The organism is Pseudoalteromonas sp. US3C1004 (genome assembly GCF_048401065.1).
GTDB lineage: Bacteria > Pseudomonadota > Gammaproteobacteria > Enterobacterales > Alteromonadaceae > Pseudoalteromonas > Pseudoalteromonas undina.
Map to the genome: position 1 here is coordinate 2,728,542 of NZ_CP183073.1, position 23,963 is coordinate 2,752,504.

At 40.6% G+C, this 23,963-nt stretch carries 23 protein-coding genes; 12 read left to right on the forward strand and 11 right to left on the reverse strand.

Going from position 1 to position 23,963, the window contains the following annotated elements; all coding sequences use genetic code 11:
* Positions 1 to 68: 68 nt before the first annotated feature.
* From ACNSN3_RS12740 to yacG, 4 genes are all read left to right on the forward strand, one after another.
* Positions 69 to 980 carry a prepilin peptidase gene (locus ACNSN3_RS12740; RefSeq protein ID WP_418607614.1) on the forward strand — a complete coding sequence of 304 codons (912 nt, stop codon included), beginning with the start codon at positions 69 to 71 and terminating at the stop codon, positions 978 to 980.
* A gap of 2 nt (positions 981 to 982) precedes the next feature.
* Positions 983 to 1,612, forward strand: coding sequence for a dephospho-CoA kinase (coaE, locus tag ACNSN3_RS12745; protein ID WP_418607615.1), 630 nt, complete (start codon positions 983 to 985; stop codon positions 1,610 to 1,612).
* Between the two features lie 134 nt (positions 1,613 to 1,746).
* Positions 1,747 to 3,423: a type IV-A pilus assembly ATPase PilB gene (gene pilB / locus ACNSN3_RS12750; protein WP_418607617.1), complete on the forward strand. Its 1,677-nt coding sequence runs from the start codon at positions 1,747 to 1,749 to the stop codon at positions 3,421 to 3,423.
* Positions 3,424 to 3,488: 65 nt separating this feature from the next.
* A complete protein-coding gene (yacG, locus tag ACNSN3_RS12755) occupies positions 3,489 to 3,719 on the forward strand; it encodes a DNA gyrase inhibitor YacG (RefSeq protein WP_010391853.1) in 231 nt (76 codons plus the stop codon).
* 59 nt (positions 3,720 to 3,778) lie between these two features.
* On the opposite strand, the gene ACNSN3_RS12760 is transcribed toward yacG, so the two are convergent.
* Positions 3,779 to 4,267 (reverse strand): Spy/CpxP family protein refolding chaperone, encoded by a 489-nt coding sequence (locus ACNSN3_RS12760; protein WP_418607619.1) that lies wholly within the window; start codon positions 4,265 to 4,267, stop codon positions 3,779 to 3,781.
* Positions 4,268 to 4,433: 166 nt separating this feature from the next.
* Here ACNSN3_RS12760 and ACNSN3_RS12765 point away from each other — a divergent pair, with 166 nt between their 5' ends.
* The 3 genes from ACNSN3_RS12765 to ACNSN3_RS12775 are packed head-to-tail and all read left to right on the forward strand — an operon-like array spanning position 4,434 to position 7,467.
* A complete protein-coding gene (locus ACNSN3_RS12765; RefSeq protein WP_075169871.1) occupies positions 4,434 to 5,123 on the forward strand; it encodes a response regulator in 690 nt (229 codons plus the stop codon).
* Positions 5,101 to 6,516: an ATP-binding protein gene (locus tag ACNSN3_RS12770; RefSeq protein WP_418607622.1), complete on the forward strand. Its 1,416-nt coding sequence runs from the start codon at positions 5,101 to 5,103 to the stop codon at positions 6,514 to 6,516. Before ACNSN3_RS12765 ends, ACNSN3_RS12770 begins: the two co-directional genes overlap by 23 nt.
* A 3-nt stretch (positions 6,517 to 6,519) precedes the next feature.
* The gene (locus ACNSN3_RS12775; RefSeq protein WP_418607624.1) at positions 6,520 to 7,467 is read left to right on the forward strand and encodes an alpha/beta fold hydrolase; all 948 of its coding nucleotides are present in this window, start codon (positions 6,520 to 6,522) and stop codon (positions 7,465 to 7,467) included.
* Here ACNSN3_RS12775 and ACNSN3_RS12780 read toward each other — a convergent pair.
* The gene (locus tag ACNSN3_RS12780; RefSeq protein ID WP_082360146.1) at positions 7,440 to 8,309 is read right to left on the reverse strand and encodes a cation diffusion facilitator family transporter; all 870 of its coding nucleotides are present in this window, start codon (positions 8,307 to 8,309) and stop codon (positions 7,440 to 7,442) included. The two genes, ACNSN3_RS12775 and ACNSN3_RS12780, sit on opposite strands and share 28 nt — an antisense overlap.
* A gap of 156 nt (positions 8,310 to 8,465) precedes the next feature.
* On the opposite strand from ACNSN3_RS12780, the gene trmL reads away from it, so the two are divergent.
* Positions 8,466 to 8,930, forward strand: coding sequence for a tRNA (uridine(34)/cytosine(34)/5-carboxymethylaminomethyluridine(34)-2'-O)-methyltransferase TrmL (gene trmL, locus ACNSN3_RS12785; RefSeq protein WP_010391841.1), 465 nt, complete (start codon positions 8,466 to 8,468; stop codon positions 8,928 to 8,930).
* Positions 8,931 to 9,034: 104 nt separating this feature from the next.
* On the opposite strand, the gene gpsA is transcribed toward trmL, so the two are convergent.
* From gpsA to ACNSN3_RS12805, 4 genes are read right to left on the reverse strand one after another with little or no spacing between them, the layout of a single operon-like run.
* Positions 9,035 to 10,042: an NAD(P)H-dependent glycerol-3-phosphate dehydrogenase gene (gene gpsA / locus ACNSN3_RS12790; protein ID WP_055012423.1), complete on the reverse strand. Its 1,008-nt coding sequence runs from the start codon at positions 10,040 to 10,042 to the stop codon at positions 9,035 to 9,037.
* A 3-nt stretch (positions 10,043 to 10,045) separates the two neighbouring features.
* Positions 10,046 to 10,534 carry a protein-export chaperone SecB gene (gene secB / locus ACNSN3_RS12795; protein WP_010391837.1) on the reverse strand — a complete coding sequence of 163 codons (489 nt, stop codon included), beginning with the start codon at positions 10,532 to 10,534 and terminating at the stop codon, positions 10,046 to 10,048.
* Positions 10,535 to 10,572: 38 nt separating this feature from the next.
* Positions 10,573 to 10,830 carry a glutaredoxin 3 gene (grxC, locus tag ACNSN3_RS12800; protein ID WP_010391834.1) on the reverse strand — a complete coding sequence of 86 codons (258 nt, stop codon included), beginning with the start codon at positions 10,828 to 10,830 and terminating at the stop codon, positions 10,573 to 10,575.
* 32 nt (positions 10,831 to 10,862) lie between these two features.
* Positions 10,863 to 11,294 (reverse strand): rhodanese-like domain-containing protein, encoded by a 432-nt coding sequence (locus ACNSN3_RS12805; RefSeq protein ID WP_010391832.1) that lies wholly within the window; start codon positions 11,292 to 11,294, stop codon positions 10,863 to 10,865.
* 447 nt (positions 11,295 to 11,741) lie between these two features.
* Between ACNSN3_RS12805 and gpmM the strand changes: the two genes are divergently transcribed.
* From gpmM to ACNSN3_RS12825, 4 genes are read left to right on the forward strand one after another with little or no spacing between them, the layout of a single operon-like run.
* Positions 11,742 to 13,286, forward strand: coding sequence for a 2,3-bisphosphoglycerate-independent phosphoglycerate mutase (gene gpmM, locus ACNSN3_RS12810; RefSeq protein ID WP_418607627.1), 1,545 nt, complete (start codon positions 11,742 to 11,744; stop codon positions 13,284 to 13,286).
* Positions 13,287 to 13,289: 3 nt separating this feature from the next.
* Complete coding sequence (locus ACNSN3_RS12815) at positions 13,290 to 14,432, forward strand: murein hydrolase activator EnvC family protein (protein ID WP_010391825.1); 1,143 nt, start codon at positions 13,290 to 13,292, stop codon at positions 14,430 to 14,432.
* Between the two features lie 33 nt (positions 14,433 to 14,465).
* Complete coding sequence (locus tag ACNSN3_RS12820) at positions 14,466 to 15,731, forward strand: S41 family peptidase (protein ID WP_418607629.1); 1,266 nt, start codon at positions 14,466 to 14,468, stop codon at positions 15,729 to 15,731.
* A 57-nt stretch (positions 15,732 to 15,788) separates the two neighbouring features.
* Positions 15,789 to 16,541 carry a divergent polysaccharide deacetylase family protein gene (locus tag ACNSN3_RS12825; protein ID WP_041709615.1) on the forward strand — a complete coding sequence of 251 codons (753 nt, stop codon included), beginning with the start codon at positions 15,789 to 15,791 and terminating at the stop codon, positions 16,539 to 16,541.
* Positions 16,542 to 16,599: 58 nt separating this feature from the next.
* Here ACNSN3_RS12825 and ACNSN3_RS12830 read toward each other — a convergent pair whose 3' ends face one another.
* The 5 genes from ACNSN3_RS12830 to ftsY form a co-directional block, all read right to left on the reverse strand.
* Positions 16,600 to 18,471 carry a methyl-accepting chemotaxis protein gene (locus ACNSN3_RS12830; protein WP_418607631.1) on the reverse strand — a complete coding sequence of 624 codons (1,872 nt, stop codon included), beginning with the start codon at positions 18,469 to 18,471 and terminating at the stop codon, positions 16,600 to 16,602.
* Between the two features lie 335 nt (positions 18,472 to 18,806).
* Positions 18,807 to 19,670, reverse strand: coding sequence for an RNA polymerase sigma factor RpoH (gene rpoH / locus ACNSN3_RS12835; RefSeq protein WP_008114893.1), 864 nt, complete (start codon positions 19,668 to 19,670; stop codon positions 18,807 to 18,809).
* Positions 19,671 to 19,911: 241 nt separating this feature from the next.
* Positions 19,912 to 20,898, reverse strand: a complete 987-nt coding sequence (gene ftsX, locus ACNSN3_RS12840) for a permease-like cell division protein FtsX (protein WP_008114892.1) — start codon at positions 20,896 to 20,898, stop codon at positions 19,912 to 19,914.
* Positions 20,895 to 21,572, reverse strand: a complete 678-nt coding sequence (gene ftsE, locus ACNSN3_RS12845; protein WP_008114891.1) for a cell division ATP-binding protein FtsE — start codon at positions 21,570 to 21,572, stop codon at positions 20,895 to 20,897. The genes ftsX and ftsE overlap by 4 nt, the downstream gene beginning before the upstream one ends.
* 92 nt (positions 21,573 to 21,664) lie before the next feature.
* A complete protein-coding gene (gene ftsY, locus ACNSN3_RS12850; RefSeq protein ID WP_418607632.1) occupies positions 21,665 to 23,773 on the reverse strand; it encodes a signal recognition particle-docking protein FtsY in 2,109 nt (702 codons plus the stop codon).
* Between the last annotated feature and the right edge of the window lie 190 nt (positions 23,774 to 23,963).

A 23,963-nucleotide genomic window follows, 5' to 3' on the forward strand; every position in this document is an offset into this window, starting at 1 on the left:
GAACCTAACTTTGCACTTATGTAAAACCACTGTATTATCAACACAGAATTTAGTTTTAGGTAAAATAAATGCAAAGTATTTTTATTGATATCAGCAACGCGATGCAAGCAAACCTATGGTTTTACTTGACCACGGTTGGCCTAGTAAGTTTATGTATAGGTAGCTTTTTAAATGTAGTGATATATCGCTTGCCACTAATGATGCAAAAAGAATGGCAAACTGAATGCCGCTTATTATTAGCCGATGAACTAACCAGCCCAAAGACTGAACAGATCACTTCACAAACTACTGACACGTTTAATTTAGTTAAGCCCAACTCATGTTGTCCTAAGTGCGAAGCAGCCATTAAACCATGGCAAAACATTCCTATATTTAGTTGGTTATTTTTAAAAGGTAAATGCGCAACCTGTGATAACCCAATCTCAGTGCGTTACCCAACCGTTGAAGCCATCACCGCTATTTTAAGTTTAGCGGTTGCCTACACCTTTGGCGTAACAGAGCAGGCTTTATTGTACATTGTAGTGACTTGGGCATTGGTAGCACTGACTTTTGTTGATATTGATCACATGCTACTGCCAGATCAGCTTACTTTGCCGCTTTTATGGCTGGCGTTAATCGCCTCAGTATTGGGTTATACTATAGCCCCTAGCGATGCGATTATTGGTGCAGCATGTGGTTACTTAAGCTTATGGAGCGTGTTTTGGCTGTTTAAGTTAATAACCGGCAAAGAAGGTATGGGTTATGGCGACTTTAAATTACTGGCGGTGTTTGGCGCACTGCTGGGTTGGCAATCGTTATTGACCGTTATTTTACTTTCAAGCGTAGTTGGCGCTGTTATTGGCATTGCCCTACTGAGTATTCAAGGTAAAGACAAAGCAACGCCTATTCCTTTTGGCCCTTACTTAGCAATAGCAGGTTGGATCACTATGCTATGGGGGACGCAACTGCAAAACAGCTATTTTAATTTTATTGGCTACTAACTATGAACAATACACAACATCATAAAAACAACTGGGTATTGGGACTAACCGGCGGAATTGGCTGCGGTAAAACCGCAGTTAGCGATATGTTGGCAGAGCTAGGCATTACTATTGTTGATGCTGATATTGTGGCTCGCCAAGTAGTTGAACCTGGCACTGATGGTTTAAAAGCTATTGTTGAGCATTTTGGCACTGACATACTCGATGAACATGGCGCATTAAACCGTGGCGAGCTAAGAGCCCGGATTTTTAGTAATCCGGAGCAAAAAACATGGCTCAATGCGCTGTTGCACCCTTTAATACGCACTAAACTGCTCACTGACTTAAAAAACGCGCAAAGCGACTATGTGGTTTTAGTTGCCCCGTTATTATTCGAAAATGGGCTTGATAGCTACTGTAATCGCACCTTGCTGATTGATGTACCAGTAGAAATACAAATTATCCGCACCACAAAACGTGACAATATAAGCTCTGAACAAGCAAAACAAATAATTGACGCACAAATGTCTCGTGAGCATAAACAACAAAAAGCGGATGATATTTTAAATAATAACCGCGATTTAAACGATGTAAAACAAGACTTACTTAAGCTACATAATTATTATTTACAGCAAGCAAAGTCTACAATATAGAGTGACTGACCCAATCACAGCGCAATAAACTGATATTTTTATCGGTAAATTATCTGCTGCATTGGTACGATTAATGTATTCCTTTCTTTTTTCTGATAAATTGCTGAGTAAAGAAGGATTAAATCAGGTGCGCAATGAATATTAACTCACCGTTACTAAGAAAATTTATTACCCTCGGCCGGGTTGATACCGATACCGTAAAAGCCAGGCAGCAAGACTTTGCGTCAACCGCAGAACTTATTTCTAAATGCGGAAAAATAGATAGCAACGATTTAGCTGAGCAATGTATTGATTTGTTTAGGGTGCCTTTTTTTGATTTAAAAGATTTTAATGTTGCACAAATTCCTACCGAGCTAGTTAAAGAAAAGCTGATCCGCAAGCATCATATTTTACCTTTGGTACAAAAAGGCAGGAAAGTATATATTGCCGCTTCAGATCCTACCGATTACGGCGCTTTTGAAAACTTTGAATTTAGCACCGGTTTATCGTGTGAAGTGGTAGTAGTTGACTACCTACAGCTTGACCATAAAATTGAGCAACTACTGGATGCTGCAGGTAGCTTAAATTTAAGTGAGGATGAATTTAAAGAGTTTGCTGAACTAGATTCTGAGCCACAAAAAGATCATACGCCAAAAGACGATGACAAAGACGACGCCCCTATTATTGTCTACATTAATAAAATTTTAATGGACGCAATAAAAAAAGGCGCTTCGGATCTTCACTTTGAACCTTATGAACATAAATATCGTATTCGCTTTCGCATCGACGGAATTTTGCATGAGGTAGCCAGCCCGCCAAATACCTTAGCCAGTAAGCTATCTGCTCGTATAAAAGTTATGTCACGCCTTGATATCGCTGAAAAACGTAAGCCACAAGATGGCCGTATAAAACTCAAAGTGACAGAACGTAAAAGTATTGATTTTCGTGTTAGTACTATGCCCACTTTGTGGGGCGAAAAAATTGTAATGCGTATCCTCGATTCATCAAGTGCCATGTTAGGTATTGATGTTTTAGGCTATGAACCTGAGCAGAAAGAGCTCTACCTCGATGCACTAAATCAACCTCAGGGGATGATTTTAGTTACTGGCCCAACTGGCTCGGGTAAAACCGTCTCCCTGTATACGGGCTTAAATATACTAAATCAGCCCGAGCGAAATATTAGTACCGCCGAAGATCCGGTAGAAATTAACCTCGAAGGGATTAACCAAGTACAAATAAACACTAAAGCCGACATGACATTTGCTAACGCTTTGCGGGCATTTTTACGCCAAGATCCCGATGTAGTAATGGTCGGTGAAATACGGGATTTAGAAACCGCTGAAATATCAATTAAAGCGGCGCAAACCGGTCACTTAGTGTTATCTACATTACATACTAACTCAGCACCAGAAACCATTACCCGTTTGTTAAATATGGGCGTACCCGCGTATAATGTGGCCAGTTCAATCAGCTTGATAATCGCCCAGCGTTTAGCCCGAAGGTTATGCTCTAAATGTAAAACGCCAGAGCAATTACCCCGTGAAGAACTTATGCGCCAAGGCTTTAGTGAACAGCAAATACAGGATATGGTTTTATATGCCCCTAAAGGCTGTGAAAACTGTACAGATGGCTTCAAAGGCCGTGTTGGTATTTACGAAGTTATGAAAGTTACTCCAGAAATTGCGCAAATTATTATGCGTGGGGGTAACTCACTAGAAATTGCCGAAGTATCACTTAAAGCAGGGTTTAATAACATACGCTTATCAGGTCTTCGAAAAGCAGCAGAGGGTGTTACCTCTCTGGCTGAGATAAACCGTGTTACTAGTTTTTAAATAAAATGCTTAGTTGCTTAACGATAAATTGAGCGGCTAAGCCTATATCAATTTGAGAGTAAATTATGCCAACTATGGTTAACTGCCCAACCTGCAAAATAAAAGTAGAATGGTCAGCACAAAGTCCGCACCGCCCTTTTTGTTCAAAGCGTTGCCAACTTATTGACTTAGGTGAGTGGTCGTTTGAAAATAATAAAATTTCAGCACCTATCACCTCTGCAGATGAATTCAATCAAGACATGATTGAAGACATTGAAGCAATGATGGCAAAAAATGAAGATGACTTTTTTAAATAATCGCTCGCACAATATTAAAAAGCCAGCATTTAGCTGGCTTTTTGCTTTGTGTTAAAACGCTATGTTTTATGTTTGCGATGCTTTTTGTTCATTCGCTGCTGTATTTTAGCTAACTTTTCTTTTTGCTCAGCGTTAAGCAATTGCATTACTTGATGCTGGGTTTTTAATTTAATTAACCCCAATTGCTGTTTCTTATCTTGGCGTGCGGTTAATAACTCTTTTGCTGCATTTTCATCAAAGTTTGGCGCTGACAATAACGCATCCATTTGCGCTTTATAGGCTTGGCGCTGTGCCTTACGTCCGTTTTTGTCTTGGCTTCTTAGCGCTTTAATTTGCGTTTTTTGCGCTGTAAAAATCGCTTTTAGTTGTGTTTGTTGATCTTGCGTAAGTGCCAGCTTATCTGCTGCTCGCTCAGAGAGTAAAAAGCGCGCTTGAGAGTGGCCTTGTTTATAGCCATCGCCTTTTGCGAATGCGCTGCCCGCACTGAGCGTTGCAGCTGTTAAGCCACATATAAGTACTAATTTTGATAGCGTGTTTACTTTAGTCATAATCATCACCTTTATATTGGGTTGGTTGTTGGCTGCTAACCAGTGTGTTCACTATAACTGGCTCAATGCAAAGTAACGCAAAGCAGTGTAAAGGTTATGTAAAGACTAACTATTGATACATTAAACGCGTAAAATAAAACCATAAACAGCGCGTAAGGCTTTATATATGAAACTATTAATGATTGATGATGATACCGGTTTATGCGAATTATTAAGCGAATACCTAAGTGCACAGGGCTTTAGCGTTCAAACCTCACATGATGGTCAACAAGGCTTAGAGCTTGCCTTGCAAAACGATTACGCGCTTATATTACTAGACGTTATGCTGCCCTCTATAGATGGCTTTGAAGTGCTGAAGCAACTCAGGCAAAGTAAATTAACACCAGTGATTATGTTGACCGCTAAAGGAGAAGACTTTGACCGTATTTTTGGTTTAGAGCTCGGCGCTGACGACTACATACCAAAGCCGTTTAATCACAGAGAACTCCTTGCCCGCGTAAAAGCAATTACTCGCCGCATTGAACATATAAATAGTGTAAGCAATAACACTAATAAAAAGCTCTCTTTAAATGGTATTACTATTAATTTTGCTGCGCGAGAGGCCAGTATTAATAACAGCCCCCTCACACTAACGGGCACCGAATACGAAATACTCGCTTTATTGATAAAACACGCGCCTGATGTAATTAGCAAAGAGCAAATAAGCGAAGATGTATTAGGCAGACGCTTAGCATCTTTCGACCGTTCTATAGATATGCATGTGAGTAATATTCGTAAAAAAATAGCCGAGCATATTGAGGGCGATAAAATTAAAACAATGAGGGGGACGGGTTATGTCTTCATCCAAGGAGAATAAACCTCTGCGTTTTAGTTGGCTTCGCCACCCACGGTATTATTTATTTTTTAAGGTCTTTACGTGGTTTTGGCTGACGATTATAGGCACTTTTACAGCGCTCTTTTTCTTAAGTAATATTTCACTAATAAACGCTATTAGCCATGATCCACTACAAGGGCCGATGCAAAAAAACCTAGAATATTTGGCACGAGGTATTGAGCGTAGCGCACATAAACACAAGCGCTCTATTAATGATATTATTACTCATCCGCGTTTAACTAAACGTAAGTTACTTTATTTAAATTCGCAAAATAGCGATGAAGTGTTGATCAGTAAAAATGTTGAGAACAATATTGATTTAAGCTTACTTAACTTTAGTAAGGGCATGTCGCCACAGGTTATTTTTACTGAATATTACCAAGCTTTTGGTCCTGTACGCATTCGGGTTCCTGAAGGGGAATTTGAGTTATATGAAATCGATATCAATCAGCAGCGACCACTCTTTATTCGCTTAAGATTATTACCCGTTTGGTTAAAAATTTCCATTGCAATTATCGCCTCACTTACATTAAGTTTCTTATTTAGTCGTAACTTAATTGCCCCTATAAATAGCTTAAAACAAGCAGCAATCAAGCTTTCAAACGGTGATTTAAGTGCGCGTGCGGCGATAAATAGTCAGCGAAAAGATGAACTTGGAGTTTTAGGACGCGACTTTAACCGTATGGCTGATCAACTTGAGCAGCTACTCAGCGCTCAAAAGCGTTTATTAGCCGATATATCCCATGAATTACGCTCTCCGCTAACCCGTTTAAAAATGGCTACGGGGTTGGCACAAATGCAGGCAAGTGAAGCAAGCCAATCGTATTTATTGCGTATTGAAAAAGAAGCTAATCAACTAGATAAAATGATAGCCGATGTATTGCAGGTATCGCGCTTAGAAGCTAATAGCCAACCTTTATCGCTGCAAACACAGTCGCTGCAAGTGATTGTTGACCATGTGATTAACGATGCTCAGTTTGAAGCAAAACAGCACAATAAAGCCCTAGTTGTACACGGTAATGTTGAAGTAAATATAGAGTGCGACGAAATGTTGATTGCCAGTGCCTTAGAGAACATTCTGCGCAACGCCATTAAATATGCACAACATACTATTAGTATCAGCTTAAAACACAGTGATACCATATACATACAAATATGTGATGATGGTCTAGGCGTACCTAAAGCGCAACTTGATAAGTTGTGTGAACCGTTTTTTAGGCAATCAGATGCCCGGGACCGTATCAGCGGGGGTACGGGGTTAGGGTTAGCCATTGCAAAAAATGCGGTAATAGCGCATGGCGGAAATTTAGTCTTATCGAATAAAGAACAAGGTGGCTTGTGTGCTAATATAACCTTGCCGTTAATCAAAGAGTAAAGCATGTTTTATAGTTCAGAAGCCCAGCTTGAGAATAATCAAGAGGCCATTAGTGTTTTTTATACTTCACATTTAACTAAAAGCTACTTAGATACACCTGCAGGAAAGTTATTTTACGCATACGCAATCCCTAACAATGCTACCACTGCAGTGGTGATAAGTACGGGGCGTGTTGAGGGCCTAGAAAAGTATAAAGAACTGATATGGGAGCTATACTGTAATAATTTTGCTGTGTTTATTATGGATCACCAAGGTCAGGGGCGCTCTTACAGACATCTTAAAAATAAGCATAAAGGCTTTGTAAAACATTATAATAACTACAGCAATGACCTTAATAACTTTGATCAGCAAATAGTTTCAAAGCATTGGCAAGGTAAAAAAGTCATGCTGGCTCATTCAATGGGTAGCGCGATAGCAGTTGATTATTTAGCTAATTTTGAAAACAGCTATAAAGGTGTGTTTTTGTCTGCGCCTATGTTTGATATTTTTACAAAAGACGTACCAAAAATACCAACGCAATTTATTGTTAACTTAGCCACTTGGCTTGGTTTACACTCTTGCTATGCATTTGGACAAGGCAACTACAACCCAATCCCATTTACAGAAAATGTACTTACTAGCAGCGAGGAGCGTTACACCTACTTTAGGCAAGCCTATCAATTAGAACCTAACATACAATTAGGTGGCGTTACGTTTGGCTGGCTCGCAGCTACGATATCATTCTTAAAGTCGATTGATAATCTAAACGTACCAATTCCATTGTTTATAGCAAGTGCAGCTAGCGATACAGTGGTTAATAACAAAGCGCAGTATAGTTTTGCAAAAAGGCATGCTCATGCAACAATCGAGAGTTTTGAAGATGCAAAACACGAGCTACTTTTTGAACGTGACGAAATTCGAAAGCCGCTATTAGCTAATTTTTATCAGTTTTGTGAGTCTGTTACTTCTTGAGCAGTTTTAGAATTCACTAAAACAGAAAGCGGATCGAGGTGGATGAGTATATCTACCTCAGATTCAAAACGAGCACTTATCATGGCTTCTACTTCATCTGCTACTTTATGAGCACGAATAAGTGGTAAATTGTCATCAAGCTCTAAATGCAGCTGAATAAACTTAACTTTACCGCCTTGTCGAGTGCGAATACCGTGCACCCCATAAACGTCATTATGGTTACGCGCTATTTCAAAAATGCTTTGCTTTTCTTCATCGGGCAGCTCTTTATCCATTAAGTGTGAGGCACTCTCTGTTGCTATATCCCAGCTGTTATAAAGTAAATACCCTGCCACACCTATCGCAAACAAAGGGTCAGCATACAGTACCCCATAATAGGCCAGCAAAATAGCAAGTAGCACCGCAGCGTTTAAAATTAAATCGCCTTTGTAGTGCACAGAATCGGCTTTTATAGCGATTGACTCTGTATGCTTCACGACTTTATTTTGCACAAATACAATCACTAATGTACACACTATGGCAAAAATACTGACCCAAACACCTAATAATGAATGTGTCAGCTCTACGGGGTTAATGAGTCGCTCAATACCGTGAAACGCCAATAAACAACCCGAGCCTGCAATAAAAGCTGCTTGTCCCAGCCCTGCAAGCGCCTCCGCTTTACCGTGACCAAATCGGTGGTCATCGTCAGCAGGACGCAGTGCATACGATAAAACCAAAAAGCTCATTAGTGTCGCTGTGATATCCATTAATGAGTCGGTTAATGAGCCAAGCATTGACGCCGAACCCGACGCCAGCCACGCCCATGCTTTGGTCGCAATCATTAGGCTCACCATGACCATGGTCACGATGCTAGAGGCCTTGACCCAAAATTCATAACTGCGATTATGCACGTATCTTTCCGTTTTATGCTGTATTTAATGTTTTCAGTATATCATTTTTTATTCATTGTTCGTGTATACTGAGCCCGTCAAATTAAAGATTTTATAGGGCTTATTGTGCTGGATATTGTTTTATACCAACCTGAAATTCCGCCTAACACCGGGAATATCATTCGTTTATGTGCCAATACAGGCTATGCACTGCATTTAATTGAACCGTTAGGGTTTGAGTGGGATGACAAACGTGTAAAACGCGCTGGCCTTGATTATCACGAATTTAGTCATGTGCAACGTCATGCTTCATTTGAAGCTTACTTAGAAAAGTGCCAGCCTAAAAAAGTGTATGCGTGCACCACTAAAGGTAGTCAGTTTCATCACCAAGCACAGTATGAAGCGGGTGATTGCTTAGTATTCGGCCCAGAAACACGAGGCTTACCTGATGACATGATTCAAGCACTGCCAAACGAGCAACGCGTGCGTATTCCTATGCAAGCCGATAGCCGCAGTATGAATCTATCTAATGCGGTCGCTGTGTTTGTGTATGAATCTTGGCGCCAGCTTGGTTTTCCAAACGCCCAATAAGGTTTTAGGTTTTAGGTTTTAGGTTTTAGGTTTTAGGTTTTAGGTTTTAGGTTTTAGGTTTTAGGTAAACAAAATACCTGTCACCTAAAACCTAGCAGTTCGTTTTATTCTGATTTCTGTTCACGACCTAATAAGGCCATAGCAGCTGCTTTCATGTCTTTATTTTCATAAAGTACTTTGTATATTTGCTCAGTGATTGGCATTTCAACACCAGCACGCTGCGCGAGTAAATACACTTCTTTGGTATTTCTAAATCCCTCAACTACTTGGCCGATTGATGCAATCGCATCATCAACACTTTCACCTTGACCTAAGGCTAAACCAAAACGGCGATTGCGCGACTGATTATCGGTACAGGTTAGAATTAAATCGCCTAACCCAGCCATCCCCATAAAGGTCTCTGGCTTTGCACCTAGGGCACAACCCAAACGCGATAACTCTGCTAAACCACGGGTAATAAGCGCGGTACGTGCATTTGCACCAAAGCCAACACCATCAGAGATCCCTGCACCAATAGCAATTACGTTTTTAACCGCACCACCAAGCTGTATGCCAATAAAGTCGTCATTGTTGTACACTCTAAACGAGCGACCGCAATGTAATAAATCGGCAATTTGTTTCGCAAATGCTGATGACGTTGATGACACCGAAATAGCGGTTGGTGAGCCCTTAGCCATTTCTTTGGCAAAAGTTGGCCCCGAAAGCACTGCTAATGGTACTTCTTCACCGAGTTCTTGCACTGCCACTTCTTGCAATAAACGCCCAGTATCTGGCTCAAGCCCTTTAGTAGCCCACGCTATTTTTGCATCAGAGCGCAAAGCCGGTTTAATTTGCTTTAACGTGTCAGCAAACGCATGACTTGGCACAACAACTAAAACAATATCGCTAGCTGCTGTTGCATGCTGTAAATCGGCTTCAAGAGTTAAGGTGTCAGGAAAAGGAATATCAGGTAAGTAACGTTGATTTTTTCGCTCAGCTGCAAGCGTCGCAACGTCTTGGCTATTGCGCCCCCATAAAGTCACTTTGTGACCATTTCGGGCTAAACAAATAGCAAGGGCGGTGCCATATGACCCCGCCCCTAAAACAGTAACAGCTGATGTTGCTGTATTCATAAATTATGCGTCTGCTGAAGCCTGCTCAGCTTGCGCTGTGCGTTGCTGCATGTACTGTGCAAATAATGCGTCAAAGTTAACTGGCGCAAGATTAAGTTGTGGAAACGTACCACGGTTTACTAAGTTCGATACCGCTTCACGTGCATATGGGAATAACACGTTAGGACAGAATGCACCTAGCATATGTGCTAATTGCATCTCTTCAACTTCAGCAATAGTAAAAATACCTGCTTGTTGAATTTCACACAAAAACGCAGTTTCTTCACCAATAGATGCTGTTACAGTTAACGCTAAAACAACTTCGTATACACCTTCATCAAGCTTATTAGAGCGTGTATCTAAATCTAATTTTACTTCTGGAGCCCACTCTTTTTGAAAAATAGCTGGTGAATTTGGCGTTTCAAACGACACATCTTTAGTGTAAATACGTTGAATAGTAAACTGTGCGCCTGCATCAGCTTCTGCTGCTGCATTTTGATTTTGTTCGTTCATTGTTATTCCTAACCTGTTATTTATTATAATTAATTAAATTAAGCACTCAGCTTAGCGTCAAGGTGACCTTGTGCTTCTAGTGCCATCATGTCGTCACAGCCACCGATGTGTTCATCGTTGATAAAAATTTGTGGAACCGTGCTTGCGCCACCGGCTTTGGCGATCATTTCATCGCGAAGCTCTGGCTGAACGCCAATATCAATGTTTGTGTATTCTACACCTTTGCTGTCTAACAGCGCTAATGCGCGATGACAAAAAGGACAATATCCTTTGGTGTATAAAACAACGTTACTCATAATTAATCCTTAATCGGTTTAGCTAAGAGATATTAGCGACCGCTTGTTGTTGGCAGACTTGCTGATTGCCACGCACCCATACCGCCAGATAAAACATAAACCTGTTCATAGCCTGCTTTATGCATTGCGGTTGCAACACCTGAGGCAGTCATGCCTGCAGCACATACCACTATAATGGGTTTGCTCTTATACTTTTCAAGGGTTGAGAAATCAGATTCTTTAGCTTTTTCTGGGTTTAAGTGCACAGCACCGGCAATATGACCTGTTTTAAACTCTTTTTGCCCGCGCATATCAACAACCTGACCGTCTTCGCGGTTAATAAGTAACGTTAACTGCTGAGGATTGATCTGACGAATTGCTGAAAATTTACTTTTTATTGCGCCACTAACAATAAGAAACGCAATCGCAACCCAAGCTAGGCTTAGAATTGGATGATTTGAGACAAATTCAATATATTGATCCATTCGACTTCCACTATAAAGTTACATGCTAAAACAAAGTGTTTTAGATATTTAATTCATATTTATTGTACTTACACAATGAGCAGTCACTCATCAATAAGTCAATTTAGAGCACTGCTAGGCTACTCTGAGTTTTACCTACACATAGGCTTAACTTACCCCACAAGCCTATTCAATACTTGAATAAAATAGGGATTAGCCGCGCAAGTATACCCAAATCAGCTAAAAATGCGAGTTTAAGCACGCGTGAAAGCCACAATGTAGTGCTCTTTTAACTGAAAAATAACCTAACCCTTTAAAATATTCAATTGAGAGAGTGAGCTCATTGAAAATTTTTAATATCTTCTTTTCATTGCTGATCCTAGCTATAAAACACGGTATGCTTAAGCTTGGCATGTTGGCATTAATGTTAGCGTGTATTTTAGCAACGCTAATTATTCAGGAGTGACTATGACAGAGCATAAAAAACCACTGGTATTAATGATTTTAGATGGCTGGGGATACAGAGAAGATGAGCAAAGCAATGCCATTTTAGCTGCTAATACCCCTGTATTAGATGAGCTTTGGGCAACTCGCCCTCATACATTAATCTCAGCATCGGGTTTAGATGTGGGTCTTCCTGGTGGTCAAATGGGTAATTCTGAGGTTGGCCACGTTAATTTAGGTGCTGGTCGTATTGTGTATCAAGATTTTACTCGCATCACAAAAGCCATTGATGATGGCGAATTTGATACAACCCCTGCACTGGTTGAAAACATTGATAAAGCTGTTCATGCCAACAAAGCCGTTCATATTATGGGACTGCTAAGCCCTGGTGGCGTTCATAGTCACGAAGATCATATTGTGGCGAGTATACAATTGGCTGCAAAACGCGGCGCTAAAGAGGTGTACTTTCATGCCTTTTTAGATGGCAGAGATACTCCCCCACGCAGTGCTAAAGCATCAATTGAGCGTATTGAAGCCTTGTTTAGCGAACTTAAATGTGGCCGTTTAGCCTCATTAATTGGTCGTTACTATGCCATGGACAGAGACAACCGCTGGAACCGTGTTGAAAAAGCGTATAATTTAATCACCCTAGGTGAAGGCGACTTTGATTATGAAGATGGCGTAAACGCACTTAACGCGGCTTATGAGCGCGATGAAAATGACGAATTTGTAGCAGCAAGTACTATTACCCCAAAAGGTAGCGAATCAGTAAAAGTAAATGATGGCGACACCATTATATTTGCCAACTTTAGAGCTGACCGCGCACGCGAAATCACTCGCGCCTTTGTCGAACCTGATTTTGACGGCTTTAATAAGAAAAAATCGCCCGAGCTTAGTGCCTTTGTGATGATGACTGAATACGCTGCTGATATTGATGCACCAGTAGCTTTTGGCCCGACGCCGCTTAATAACGTACTTGGCGAATGGTTTGAGAAACAAGGTAAAACTCAGCTACGTATATCAGAAACTGAAAAATATGCCCACGTTACCTTTTTCTTTAGTGGCGGACGCGAAAATGAGTTTGACGGCGAAACTCGCGAGCTTATCCCATCTCCTCAAGTAGCAACGTATGATTTACAGCCAGAAATGAACTCAAAAATGCTTACCGATAAACTCGTTGCAGCAATAAAAAGTGGAAAGTATGATGCCATTATTTGTAACTACCCTAATGGCGATATGGTCGGCCACTCAGGTGTATTTGAAGCGGCAGTTAAAGCCTGTGAAGCAGTAGATAGCTGCATTGGTCGTGTAGTTGATGCCCTTAAAGAATATGGTGGAGAAGCACTAATAACTGCTGATCATGGTAATGCAGAGCAAATGGCAAACCTTAAAACAGGCCAAGCGCACACAGCACATACTAGCGAGCCAGTACCCTTTATTTATGTAGGTCGTGACGCACAAGCGCATACCGGTAAAGCCTTGAGCGATGTTGCACCTACTATGCTGCATTTAATGGGTTTGGAACAACCTGCAGAAATGACAGGTTCGCCAATTATGGTGTTGAAATAATTTATGAATAAAAGCGCATGCCGCATCATTGCGTGTATATGTGTACTAAACTCATTAGCCACTGGCGTTGCAGTGGCTAATGAAGATCGTACCAAAAAAGACCTATCCCAAGTACAAGTTGCTTTAGAGCAAAGCCAAGCTGAGTTTCAACAACAGCAAAAAGAAATAGCTAAACAGCAGCAAAAACTAAAAACACATGAGCTCGCTATAGCGAAAAACGCTAAAGCACTTAATATGGCTGAGCAATCCGTTAAAAAAACACAACAACAGCAAGCAGAGCAACAACAACGCGCGGCAAAGCTTGAAAAACAACAAGCCCAATTTCAACGTATTTTAGCAGCACAGTTAAAAAGTGCTTATATGGCAGGTAGCGATGACTATTCAAAAATGCTACTTAACCAAGAAGATACCGCCAAATTTGAACGCACACTTAGCTACTATAACTACCTGAATAAAGCTCGTATAAAGCAACTTGATGATCTTAAAGCACTGCAAGTTGAGATTGCAAAAAATCAAGCTGAGCTTGCGAAAACAAAAGAGAGGCTCGTTGCTTTATTTGAAGAACAAAAAAGACGACAAGCAGCACTTCTTGGGGCTAAAAATGAGCGCCAAGCAAGCTTACAAAACCTAAAAAAGCAGTTAAATAAAACCAAAAATTCCATTAGCTATTTAGAAGAAAACGAACAAACTCTGATCGCCACTATCAAAGAACTTGAAGAAGAAGAAAAAGTTACAAAAATTGAACTACTTGGCTTAAATCGTAATAAAGGAAAATTAAACTGGCCGAGCAAAGGAAAATTAGCGCATAGGTTTGGTCAACGTAAGCACGGCGGAATAAACTGGAAAGGTGTATTAATTTCTGCATCTGAAGGGACTTCAGTTAATAGCATTGATAATGGCCAAGTAGTATTTGCCGACTGGTTAAAAGGCTATGGCTGGGTAATCGTACTTGACCATGGTCAAGGTTTTATGAGCTTATACGGACACGCACAAACCTTGCTAAAAGACGTGGGTGATATGGTCAGAGAAGGTGAAAGTGTTGCATTAGTTGGGCAAAGCGGTGGACAAGCCGATTCTGGTCTATACTTTGAAATACGTCATAAAGGGCGTGCTGTTAATCCCATAAAATGGTGCAGGCGTATTTAATATCAAAATAGCTGCATCCTGTTAGAGGCAGTTATGATAAACACACACATTTGCCAACAAAAAACCTCTGTGAAAAAGCGTGCACCCTGCTTTTGTTTTATCTTATTTGTTTTATTAGTGCTTTTTGGCTTTATAAATACAGCCTATGCAAGCTCGGTTAAAGACTTAGAAAGCCAAAAAATAAATGAAATACTGTTTAATATTCACACCTACTACGTTGATGATTTAGCACTGCAAAACAGTGAGTATATTGAATACAACTCGTCTCAATTTGAACGCTTATACTCTAAGCTCGACGCCTACTCTAAGTATTTAGATAAAAATGAGCTAAATGCATTATTTAATAACACGAATGGTCGCTATACCGGCCTAGGTATAGAAGTAAAAAGCATCGAGCAACGCACCACGATTGTTAAAGTAATTAATAATTCACCAGCCAAACAAGCAGGACTTCGCTCAGGCGATATAATTACTGCCGTTAATCAGCACTATGTAGAAAACAGTCCGATTGATTTAGTTGCACAATACATCAAAGACAGCGCTAACGGTAAAGTACAGCTAAGTATTACCCGTAATAACACTCAAACACCGCTAATATTTAATCTAAGTAGAAAACAAATTAAGCTAACGAGTGTAACTAAGCAACTACTTGACTCAGGTAGCGGTTATATCGCTATTAATAACTTTTCTAATCACACTTTGCATGAAGTTGCCTTGCAAATAGCCGCCATGCAAAACCATTATGGCCATTCATTAAAAGGCCTAATTATTGATTTACGAGATAACCCAGGAGGCACTTTAAAGAGTGCAGTTGCGGTAGCAGACCTGTTTCTCCAAGATGGCTTAATTGTAACGACCAAAGGGCGCTTTTATGATTCGAATCAATCTTTTTACGCTAAACGCGGCGATATTTTGAAAGGTGCTCCGATTGTTGTCCTGATTAATGAAAATTCAGCCTCAGCAGCAGAAATACTGGCTGCAGCGTTAAAAGAAAATCTACGTGCAAAAATAGTAGGGAGTCAGTCGTTTGGTAAAGGAACAGTGCAATCACTTATTCCATTAGGCGACGGCGATACCGCCTTAAAACTAACCACCGCACGTTACTTTACACCACTGGGAGAGTCTATTGAAGGGATTGGCGTAACTCCAAATGTGGCGATTAATCAAACAACACTTCCACAAACAAATAAAGCCGTTATAATAAAAAATGAACAATCAGAACAAAACACCGTTTTTAACGCTGAAGAATTAGCCGATATCCAGTTAGTAAAAGCAAAACAGCTACTTAGCATGCAATAAAAACGGTAAACTATTTAAAGACAATAAAAATTATAAAACGTGAAAATTATAAATTTAATGGTGTTAGCTGGGCTTTTTTTAATCCTATTTGCTACACCCTATGGTGTTAAAGCCAAACAAATAGCCATAGTGATCGATGACATAGGTTATCATCAACGTGACCTAGAATTCCTAAGTTTACCTGGGCAATTGTCTTATTCAATTTTGCCTCATACCCCCTACTCTCAAATATTTGCAACCCTTGCTAGTCAGTCAAATAAAGAGCTCCTGTTGCATGTGCCTATGCAAGCTTTAAATGGTAAAAAGCTAGGCCCTGGGGCACTTACTTTAAATATGGATAAAGCACAACTTCAACAAACACTCGGTAATGCACTGGCGAGTTTGCCACAAGTTAAAGGGGTTAATAATCATATGGGTTCTGCACTCACTCAGCAAAGCCAAGCAATGAAGTGGACCATGGAAGTACTTAAAAAGCGTCAGTTGTATTTTCTCGATAGCCGAACAACCGAATTAAGCCAGGCGCAAAATGCAGCTAACTTTTTGGGGGTAGAAAATATTGGTCGGCATGTATTTTTAGATAATATAACTACCCCTGAGCAGCTACAATTTAGGCTAGAAGAGCTAAAGTCAAAAGCAACTAAATATCAGTTTGCCATTGCAATAGCACACCCCTACCCCGAAACTATCGATTTTTTACGCCAAGCTTTGCCGCAATTAATCGAGCAGGGATTTGAACTGGTACCAGTATCACAGCTGGTAGAACGTAAGTATGTACAAATAGCCCAACAACAAGCCATTTCATTAAACTGATGGAGTAAGCGAACGCCTTACTCCAACAGTTAACTTAACTCAATTATAAGTATGGTATTTATAAAACAAATGTCGCTACCTTGGCATTTAGATTTGTAGCTCTGTCTTTTAATACTTCGGCTTGGCTTAAATGCGCGGTAGCTGAGGTAGTTATTTCATCGGTTACATCTTTAATAGCAACCGTATTTCTAGTAATTTCATTGGTCACTTGCGTTTGCTCTTCTGCTGCAACCGCTATTTGACCCGCCATATCAGAAATCTCATTTACCGCCAAAGTAATTTCTTCTAGCGCGTGTGCGGCAGCATTTACATCATCCACACTATTGTTGGCATAGCCCTTACTGCTGTCCATCAAGCTCACTGCTTTTTTAGTGGTGTTTTGTAAGGTTTCTATAGTGGTATAAATTTCGGCTGTAGAGTTTTGTGTTCTTCTTGATAACACGCGCACCTCATCGGCAACCACTGCAAAACCACGCCCCTGCTCTCCCGCACGGGCAGCCTCTATTGCAGCATTAAGTGCTAAGAGATTTGTTTGCTCAGCAATTTCTTGAATGGTAGTTAAAATGCTCGATATAGCCTGAGCATGCAAACTTAATTCACCAATAACTGTGGTAGTTTGGTCTATTTCGCCCGCGAGTGAATTAATCGTGTTTCTGGTTTTATCAACTAACAGCTTACCTTCACGGCTACTTTGTGCCGATTGTTGCGATGCGGTTGCGGTGTTTTCTGCATTAGCGGCAATTTCATGGGTTGCACTCGCCATTTCTGTGACCGCGGTAGCAACCATAGCCACTTCTTGTTGCTGACGCTGCAACTCACTGACACTGCTTTGGTTGGTGATCAAGCTTTTCTCTGCATCAAAGTCTAAGTCAGTAGCTAATTGACGAATATGACTGATCAGTTCATGTTGGCTGCTAACAAAACGATTAAAACTATCAGCCAGAACCCCAACTTCATCTTGCGTATCAACAGTTATACGCTGGGTTAAATCACCGTTACCATCTGCAATTGTTGATAAAGCTTGCGACACTCGGCTCAAAGGGGCGAGCAATACACCCAATAACCATGAAATAGCCAACACACTCAGTAAAAGTGCTACTGCAACCAGCACTAATTGGGTCAGCAATAAACTAATAAGCGGAGCCTCTAAAGTTTGTTTATCCAATACAAACAACAACTGCCAATCTGTATTGTTAATGTTTTCACCCCAAACTAGCTTCTCTCGGCCTTCACTCTCAAAGTAAACAGGAGTAAATTCACCGTTTTGACTGTTAGATAAAATTAATTGATGATTTATTTTCGAGTCAATACGCGTAATATCTGCCATTACTTTTCTAGCGTCTTTGTAGGCAATCACAGTGCCATCTTTATGCATCATAATGGCGTACCCATCTGCAGGCAAAGACATTGTATTGACGCTATCGACCAAGGCCTCTATCGATAAATCCCCCGCAACCACACCGCCTTGCGTGGTTTTAGCAATAGAAACAACCAACAGATTATACGCGGTATCTAAATAAGGTTTGGTAATTACGGTGCTACTTTGAAGCAGTGCTTGTTTATACCATGGACGAGTGCGCGGATCGTAGCCGGTGCGATCAATACTGGGATCAGAGTCAGTCATTTTTCCGCTACTATCTCCAAAGTAAGTTAACTGAAAGCCACCTGAAAATGCTGCTTGCTGAAGTGCGCTGAGCGTGTTGCCCTCAACCTTATTCGCAACCGATTTAATTATCTGCTGACGACTAGCTAGCCAATCTTCAATACTCGTAGCTTGTTGCTTACCAGATTGGCTTACGTTATCAATACTGCTTTTTAGCAGTAACGCTTTTTGAGAGGTATAGCTATTCCACGACAGCAGTACAATAATAACGGCTAGGGCAAGAACGACCGATAGCAAGATTTTTTTCTTTAGTGAATATGAGTTCATATTGAGTGTAAATACTCGCGTTAAATGAAATTGAAAGGCAACAAACCAGCAATTAAATGACTTAATTTAGGCTACGATTTGAGCGATAAGTCGCTCAGGTGCGCGAATATTTTCATATACCCAAATTAAAAACAAACTAAAATCATGTATTTAAATTAAAACCAAACTTATTCATTAATTTTAAATAGCGTATATTTAATTAAAAGATACATAGATGTGACTAGAGGTAAGCAGAACAAGAAAAACGATACTTTCTATTAACCTTTTTAGTTAGCTTTTTTAGTTAAAAAAAAGCCCCGCATTTTCATGCAGGGCTTAATCAGTTTTTAGTGCGATTAACTCATCGCGCTTTGTAATTTTTTCATTGCTGTTTTTTCCAGCTGGCGAACACGCTCTGCTGATACGCTGTATTTTTCAGCCAGCTCTTGCAGTGTTGCTTTATCGTCTGACAGCCAACGAGCACTAACAATATCTTGAGAACGCTCATCGAGAGTTTTCAAAGCGCTAAATAAACGCGTATGTGACTGTTCTTGCCATTGTTGCTGTTCAATGTCGTCAGCTAAATCAGCAGAACCATCGGTTAAGTACTGTACCGGTGAGTAAGTACTAGTTGGCGCGTCATCATTATCGTCGCCAGTTAAATCAAAGCCCATGTCTTGGCCGCTCATACGCGATTCCATTTCACGTACTTCTTTTTCACTCACACCTAGCTCGCTAGCTACTGTGCTCACTTCAGCTTGGTTAAACCAACCTAAACGCTTTTTATTTTTACGTAAGTTAAAAAACAATTTACGTTGTGCTTTGGTCGTCGCTACTTTAACGATACGCCAGTTTTTAAGCACAAACTCATGAATTTCGGCTTTAATCCAATGAACGGCAAATGAAACCAAACGTACACCCACTGATGGGTCAAAACGTTTTACTGCTTTCATCAGTCCGATGTTACCTTCTTGAATTAAATCAGCTTGAGGTAAACCGTAACCCGAGTAGCTTTTAGCTATGTGCGCTACAAAGCGCAAATGCGACATAATGAGTTGCTTTGCAGCACTAAGATCGCCTTCTTCCTGAAGTCTTTTTGCAAGTTCCTGCTCTTGCTCAACTTTAAGCATAGGAATAGTACTAACAGCTTGAAGGTAGCCGTCCATACTTGCGCTTTGTTGCCCAACTGTAAGTGCCATTGCGTATAAATCTTTACTCATTTTTCACCTCGGTGATAAACATTTGAAACCATCTTAGCACTCTTTTAGTAAGAGTGCTAACTTGAATTTAAAACTTTTTTGAATCATAAATCAAGTGGTTTTTTTAGTGTTAAGTCAGTCTACGCTAGGCGACTGAATAACCTATGAATTGATTTAGCCAAAACAAAAATAACCTTTTTGCTTTGGCTTTTTTATTATTTTAAACTTAAAACATGACAGTTTTAAGAATTATATTAGAGCCCTAAACCTTATCAGGTTCTATTTCTGAGATGTAACGATTAACCGATAAGTAAGAACCTATAAAACCTAAACTAGTAGCAAGTAATACCAACGCGCCAAACTCATTAAGACTAAGCCCTATTAGCGTAAAACTGGTTTGATACACCCCTGCAACACTGCTTACTGCAGCAGATAGCCACCACATCATTAATGCTACACAAATAAAGGCAAACAATCCGCCAATCACGCCATACCAAATGCCAGTCCATAAAAAGGGAGCGTGTATAAAGGTATTGGTTGCCCCTACTAGCTTCATTACCTGTATTTCTTCTTTTTTATCCATAATAGATAAACGAATTGTATTGCCTATAATAAGCGTCACTGAGGTAAGTAATAATAGCGCAATAGTAATTACACTCTCTTTTAGCAAACTTAGTAATGCATTTAGGCGCTCAAGCCAAGCAATATCAAGCTTACCAAAGTCAACTTCGCGTTCGGCTTCAAGTTTTTTAAGCAATTGCTTAGCTGCATTAGGTTGGCTATGTCGTTGTGTTGGTGTGACTAAAACTACATTCGGTAACGGGTTGGTATCTAAATATTCTAAAGCCTGACCAAAGCCAGACATTTCTTTGAACTCATCCAAAGCCTCAGTGCGAGAAATAAAAGTCACAGTTTGTATTTCGGGATATAGCGCTAAGCGTTTAACTAAGGTTTGCGTTTCTTGCTCGCTCATATTTTCTTTTACAAATAAGGATATTTCGCTGGCTTGCTCAAAACCACTACTCACTTGCTGCACATTTTTTACCACTAAATATAGTGTTGCAGGCAACGTTAAACTCAAACCGAGTACTGCAATGGTCATCATTGAAGCCAATGGCGTGCGCCACATTTCTCCTAGGCTGTACACACCTTGGCGAAAAATATTAATAATAAAAAAGTAACCGCCAGAGAATACTGACTTTTTTTGTTTATCATTACTATTTTGACGGCTTTTGAACAGTAAACTCATAATACCCCCTCAGCCAGTGGATCTTGGCTCATTCGTCCATCATGAAGCGTTAAACTGCGGTACTTCATCCGTGACACTAAGCCCAAATCATGAGTGGCAATTAAAACCGTGGTGCCATGTTTATTAAAGTCTTCAAACAGGCGTAATATTTCCATTGATAATTCAGGGTCTAAGTTACCGGTAGGTTCATCGGCTAGCAATATAGGTGGCGAATTGACGATGGCTCGTGCAATCCCTACTCGTTGTTGTTCACCACCAGAAAGTGTAGAAGGGTGACAGCGCACTTTATCTAACAAGCCCACTTTATCAAGCGCTCCATGCACACGTTTGGCAATTTGCTTGTGGTGAGTCCCTTCAATAATTAAGGGCAAAGCAACGTTATCAAATACCGTGTATCGCTCTAATAATCGATGATTTTGAAAAATAATACCAATGTCGCGACGTGCATACGGAATTTGACGGGAATTTAATTTATTTAAATCCACGCCATTAATAAACACGTTTCCTGCAGAAGGACGTTCCATTAAGCTAATAAGCTTTAATAGTGTACTTTTACCAGCCCCACTGTGGCCAGTTAGAAAGGCCAATTCGCCAGGCTTTATATGAAAGTTCACTTTTTCAAGCGCGCGGTGTCCACCGGCATAGGTTTTACTTACTTGCTGAAAATTTATCATTTTTTATTATTGCCAATTTATTGTTAGCCTTAGGCTCTAAATAAAATGGTATTCCTCGCAATTAAAAAGGGAGCAGGCTCCCTTTTGGTAAATTAAGCGTCGTCCTCATCTTGACTAAATAGCGCGTCAATAAAGTCATCGCTCTTGAAGGTACGTAAATCATCAATACTTTCACCTACGCCAATGTAACGAATAGGAATATTAAACTTATCGGCAACGGCAAAAATAACCCCACCTTTAGCAGTACCATCAAGCTTTGATAATGTGATACCGGTTAAACCTACACATTGATTAAATAGGTTTACTTGGCTAATTGCATTTTGGCCTGTACCAGCATCAATAGTCAGCATCACTTCATGAGGTGCATCAGGGTCTACTTTTTTCATTACACGGGCTATTTTTTCAAGCTCTTGCATTAAGTTATCTTTATTTTGCAAGCGCCCTGCTGTATCAGCAATTAACACATCGACATTACGTGCTTTTGCAGCTTGAAAAGCATCAAATACTACCGATGCACTATCAGCACCTGTATGTTGAGCTATTACCGGAATGCTGTTGCGTTCACCCCATACTTGAAGCTGCTCTACCGCTGCAGCTCTAAAAGTATCACCGGCAGCAAGCATGACCGACTTACCTTGATTTTGGAATTGCTTGGCCATTTTACCAATGGTGGTGGTTTTACCTACGCCGTTTACCCCTACCATTAAAATAACAAAAGGTTTTTTATCTGCTGGTATTTCTAAAGGCTGCTCTGCTGTTTTTAGCATAGTTGCCATTTCTTGTTTCATAAGCTCATAAAGCGCATCACCATCTTTAAGTTGCTTGCGATCGGCTGCATCAGTTAAATTATCAATGAGCTTCATGGTGGTATCAACACCGAGATCAGCAGTAAGTAACTGAGTCTCTAGCTCTTCAAATAACTCGTCGTCAATTTTTTTACCGCTAAAAATTGACGAAAAACCAGAGCCAATATTAACTCGAGTTTTAAGTAAGCCTTTTTTAAGTCGAGAGAAAAAGCCTTCTTTTTTAGGTTTTTCCGCTTTTTTTGCTTCTTCCTCTGCAAGCTCTGTGGTCAGTCGCTGTTGCTCTAGACGCTCAGCCTCTTCTTCAGCTGCAATACGTTCTTGCTCTAAACGTTCATTCTCTGCTTGCTCTGCTGCAATGCGCTGTTGCTCTAAACGCTCATGCTCAGCTTGCTCTGCTGCAATACGCTGTTGTTCTAAACGCTCATTTTCAGCTTGCTCTGCTACAATACGCTGTTGCTCTAAGCGCTCATTCTCAGCTTGCTCTGCTGCAATACGCTGATGTTCTAAGCGCTCATTCTCAGCTTGCTCTGCTGCTATGCGTTGTTGTTCTAAGCGCTCATGCTCAGCTTGCTCAGCTTGCTCTGCTGCAATACGCTGTTGTTCTAAGCGCTCATTCTCAGCTTGCTCTGCTGCAATACGCTGTTGTTCTAAGCGCTCATTTTCAGCTTGCTCTGCTGCAATACGCTGTTGCTCTAAACGCTCATGCTCAGCTTGTTCAGCCGCGATACGCTCTTGCTCTAACAACATTTTCGCTTCTTGTTCAGCTAAACGTTTAGCTTGCTCTTGTCTTTGCTGCTCTGCATCCGCCTGTTGTTTAGCTAATAGCTCAGCGTTAGCTTGTTCAATCGCTCGTTTTTCTGCCTCCGCCGCGCGTTGTGCTTGCGCCTGTTTTTCTTGTTCTAAACGTTCAGCTTCTGCTTTTTCAGCTGCTATACGCTCTTGCTCTAACAACATTTGCGCTTCTTGCTCAGCTAAACGTTGAGCTTGCTCTTGTCTTTGCTGCTCGGCATCTGCCTGTTGTTTAGCCAATAGCTCAGCGTTAGCTTGTTCAATCGCTTGTTTTTCTGCTGCCGCAGCGCGTTGTGCTTGCGCCTGTTTTTCTTGCTCTAAACGCTCTGTCTCTGCTTTTTCGGCAGCTATTTGTTGTTCGGCTTTTTCAGCTTGCTCTTGCGCTAAACGTTCTGCTTCAGCTTGTTCAGCTGCAATTCGGGCTTGTTCTAAACGTTCGGCTTCAGCTTGCAAACGCTCTGCCTCGGCTTTCTCTGCTGCTAAGCGCTCCTGTTCGGCTTTTTCTGCCTGCTCGTTTGCCAATGCTTGTTGTTTATCAGCTTCTGCTTGTTTTTTATCTGACTTGCCAAAACCGAGCCACGACATGAATTTACTTTTTTTTGCCATACTTGCTAATAACCACTTATAAAAATCTGATAAACTAACGATAATGATAGCGTGCTTTTAAGCCTAAATAATTGCTTTTTAGCAACACGTTATCCTCGAGGGTGCATAATAGTAACACTTTTAGCGCAGTTGAAAAATGACACGCCGTGATATGATTGCAATATTATCTGAGCTAGATCATAGATACCAA

Bases quoted from the DNA above. Each gene is read 5' to 3' on its own strand.
- ACNSN3_RS12815 (WP_010391825.1), top strand. From the start codon at position 13,290: ATGAATAAAAGCGCATGCCGCATCATTGCGTGTATATGTGTACTAAAC.
- ACNSN3_RS12825 (WP_041709615.1), top strand. From the start codon at position 15,789: ATGGTGTTAGCTGGGCTTTTTTTAATCCTATTTGCTACACCCTATGGT.
- ACNSN3_RS12830 (WP_418607631.1), bottom strand. From the start codon at position 18,471: ATGAACTCATATTCACTAAAGAAAAAAATCTTGCTATCGGTCGTTCTT.
- ACNSN3_RS12740 (WP_418607614.1), top strand. From the start codon at position 69: ATGCAAAGTATTTTTATTGATATCAGCAACGCGATGCAAGCAAACCTA.
- ACNSN3_RS12805 (WP_010391832.1), bottom strand. From the start codon at position 11,294: ATGGATCAATATATTGAATTTGTCTCAAATCATCCAATTCTAAGCCTA.
- gpmM (WP_418607627.1), top strand. From the start codon at position 11,742: ATGACAGAGCATAAAAAACCACTGGTATTAATGATTTTAGATGGCTGG.
- coaE (WP_418607615.1), top strand. From the start codon at position 983: ATGAACAATACACAACATCATAAAAACAACTGGGTATTGGGACTAACC.
- ACNSN3_RS12760 (WP_418607619.1), bottom strand. From the start codon at position 4,267: ATGACTAAAGTAAACACGCTATCAAAATTAGTACTTATATGTGGCTTA.
- ACNSN3_RS12770 (WP_418607622.1), top strand. From the start codon at position 5,101: ATGTCTTCATCCAAGGAGAATAAACCTCTGCGTTTTAGTTGGCTTCGC.
- secB (WP_010391837.1), bottom strand. From the start codon at position 10,534: ATGAACGAACAAAATCAAAATGCAGCAGCAGAAGCTGATGCAGGCGCA.
- ftsX (WP_008114892.1), bottom strand. From the start codon at position 20,898: ATGAGTTTACTGTTCAAAAGCCGTCAAAATAGTAATGATAAACAAAAA.
- gpsA (WP_055012423.1), bottom strand. From the start codon at position 10,042: ATGAATACAGCAACATCAGCTGTTACTGTTTTAGGGGCGGGGTCATAT.
- ftsY (WP_418607632.1), bottom strand. From the start codon at position 23,773: ATGGCAAAAAAAAGTAAATTCATGTCGTGGCTCGGTTTTGGCAAGTCA.
- ACNSN3_RS12780 (WP_082360146.1), bottom strand. From the start codon at position 8,309: ATGGTCATGGTGAGCCTAATGATTGCGACCAAAGCATGGGCGTGGCTG.
- ftsE (WP_008114891.1), bottom strand. From the start codon at position 21,572: ATGATAAATTTTCAGCAAGTAAGTAAAACCTATGCCGGTGGACACCGC.
- pilB (WP_418607617.1), top strand. From the start codon at position 1,747: ATGAATATTAACTCACCGTTACTAAGAAAATTTATTACCCTCGGCCGG.
- ACNSN3_RS12820 (WP_418607629.1), top strand. From the start codon at position 14,466: ATGATAAACACACACATTTGCCAACAAAAAACCTCTGTGAAAAAGCGT.
- ACNSN3_RS12765 (WP_075169871.1), top strand. From the start codon at position 4,434: ATGAAACTATTAATGATTGATGATGATACCGGTTTATGCGAATTATTA.
- rpoH (WP_008114893.1), bottom strand. From the start codon at position 19,670: ATGAGTAAAGATTTATACGCAATGGCACTTACAGTTGGGCAACAAAGC.
- grxC (WP_010391834.1), bottom strand. From the start codon at position 10,830: ATGAGTAACGTTGTTTTATACACCAAAGGATATTGTCCTTTTTGTCAT.
- yacG (WP_010391853.1), top strand. From the start codon at position 3,489: ATGCCAACTATGGTTAACTGCCCAACCTGCAAAATAAAAGTAGAATGG.
- ACNSN3_RS12775 (WP_418607624.1), top strand. From the start codon at position 6,520: ATGTTTTATAGTTCAGAAGCCCAGCTTGAGAATAATCAAGAGGCCATT.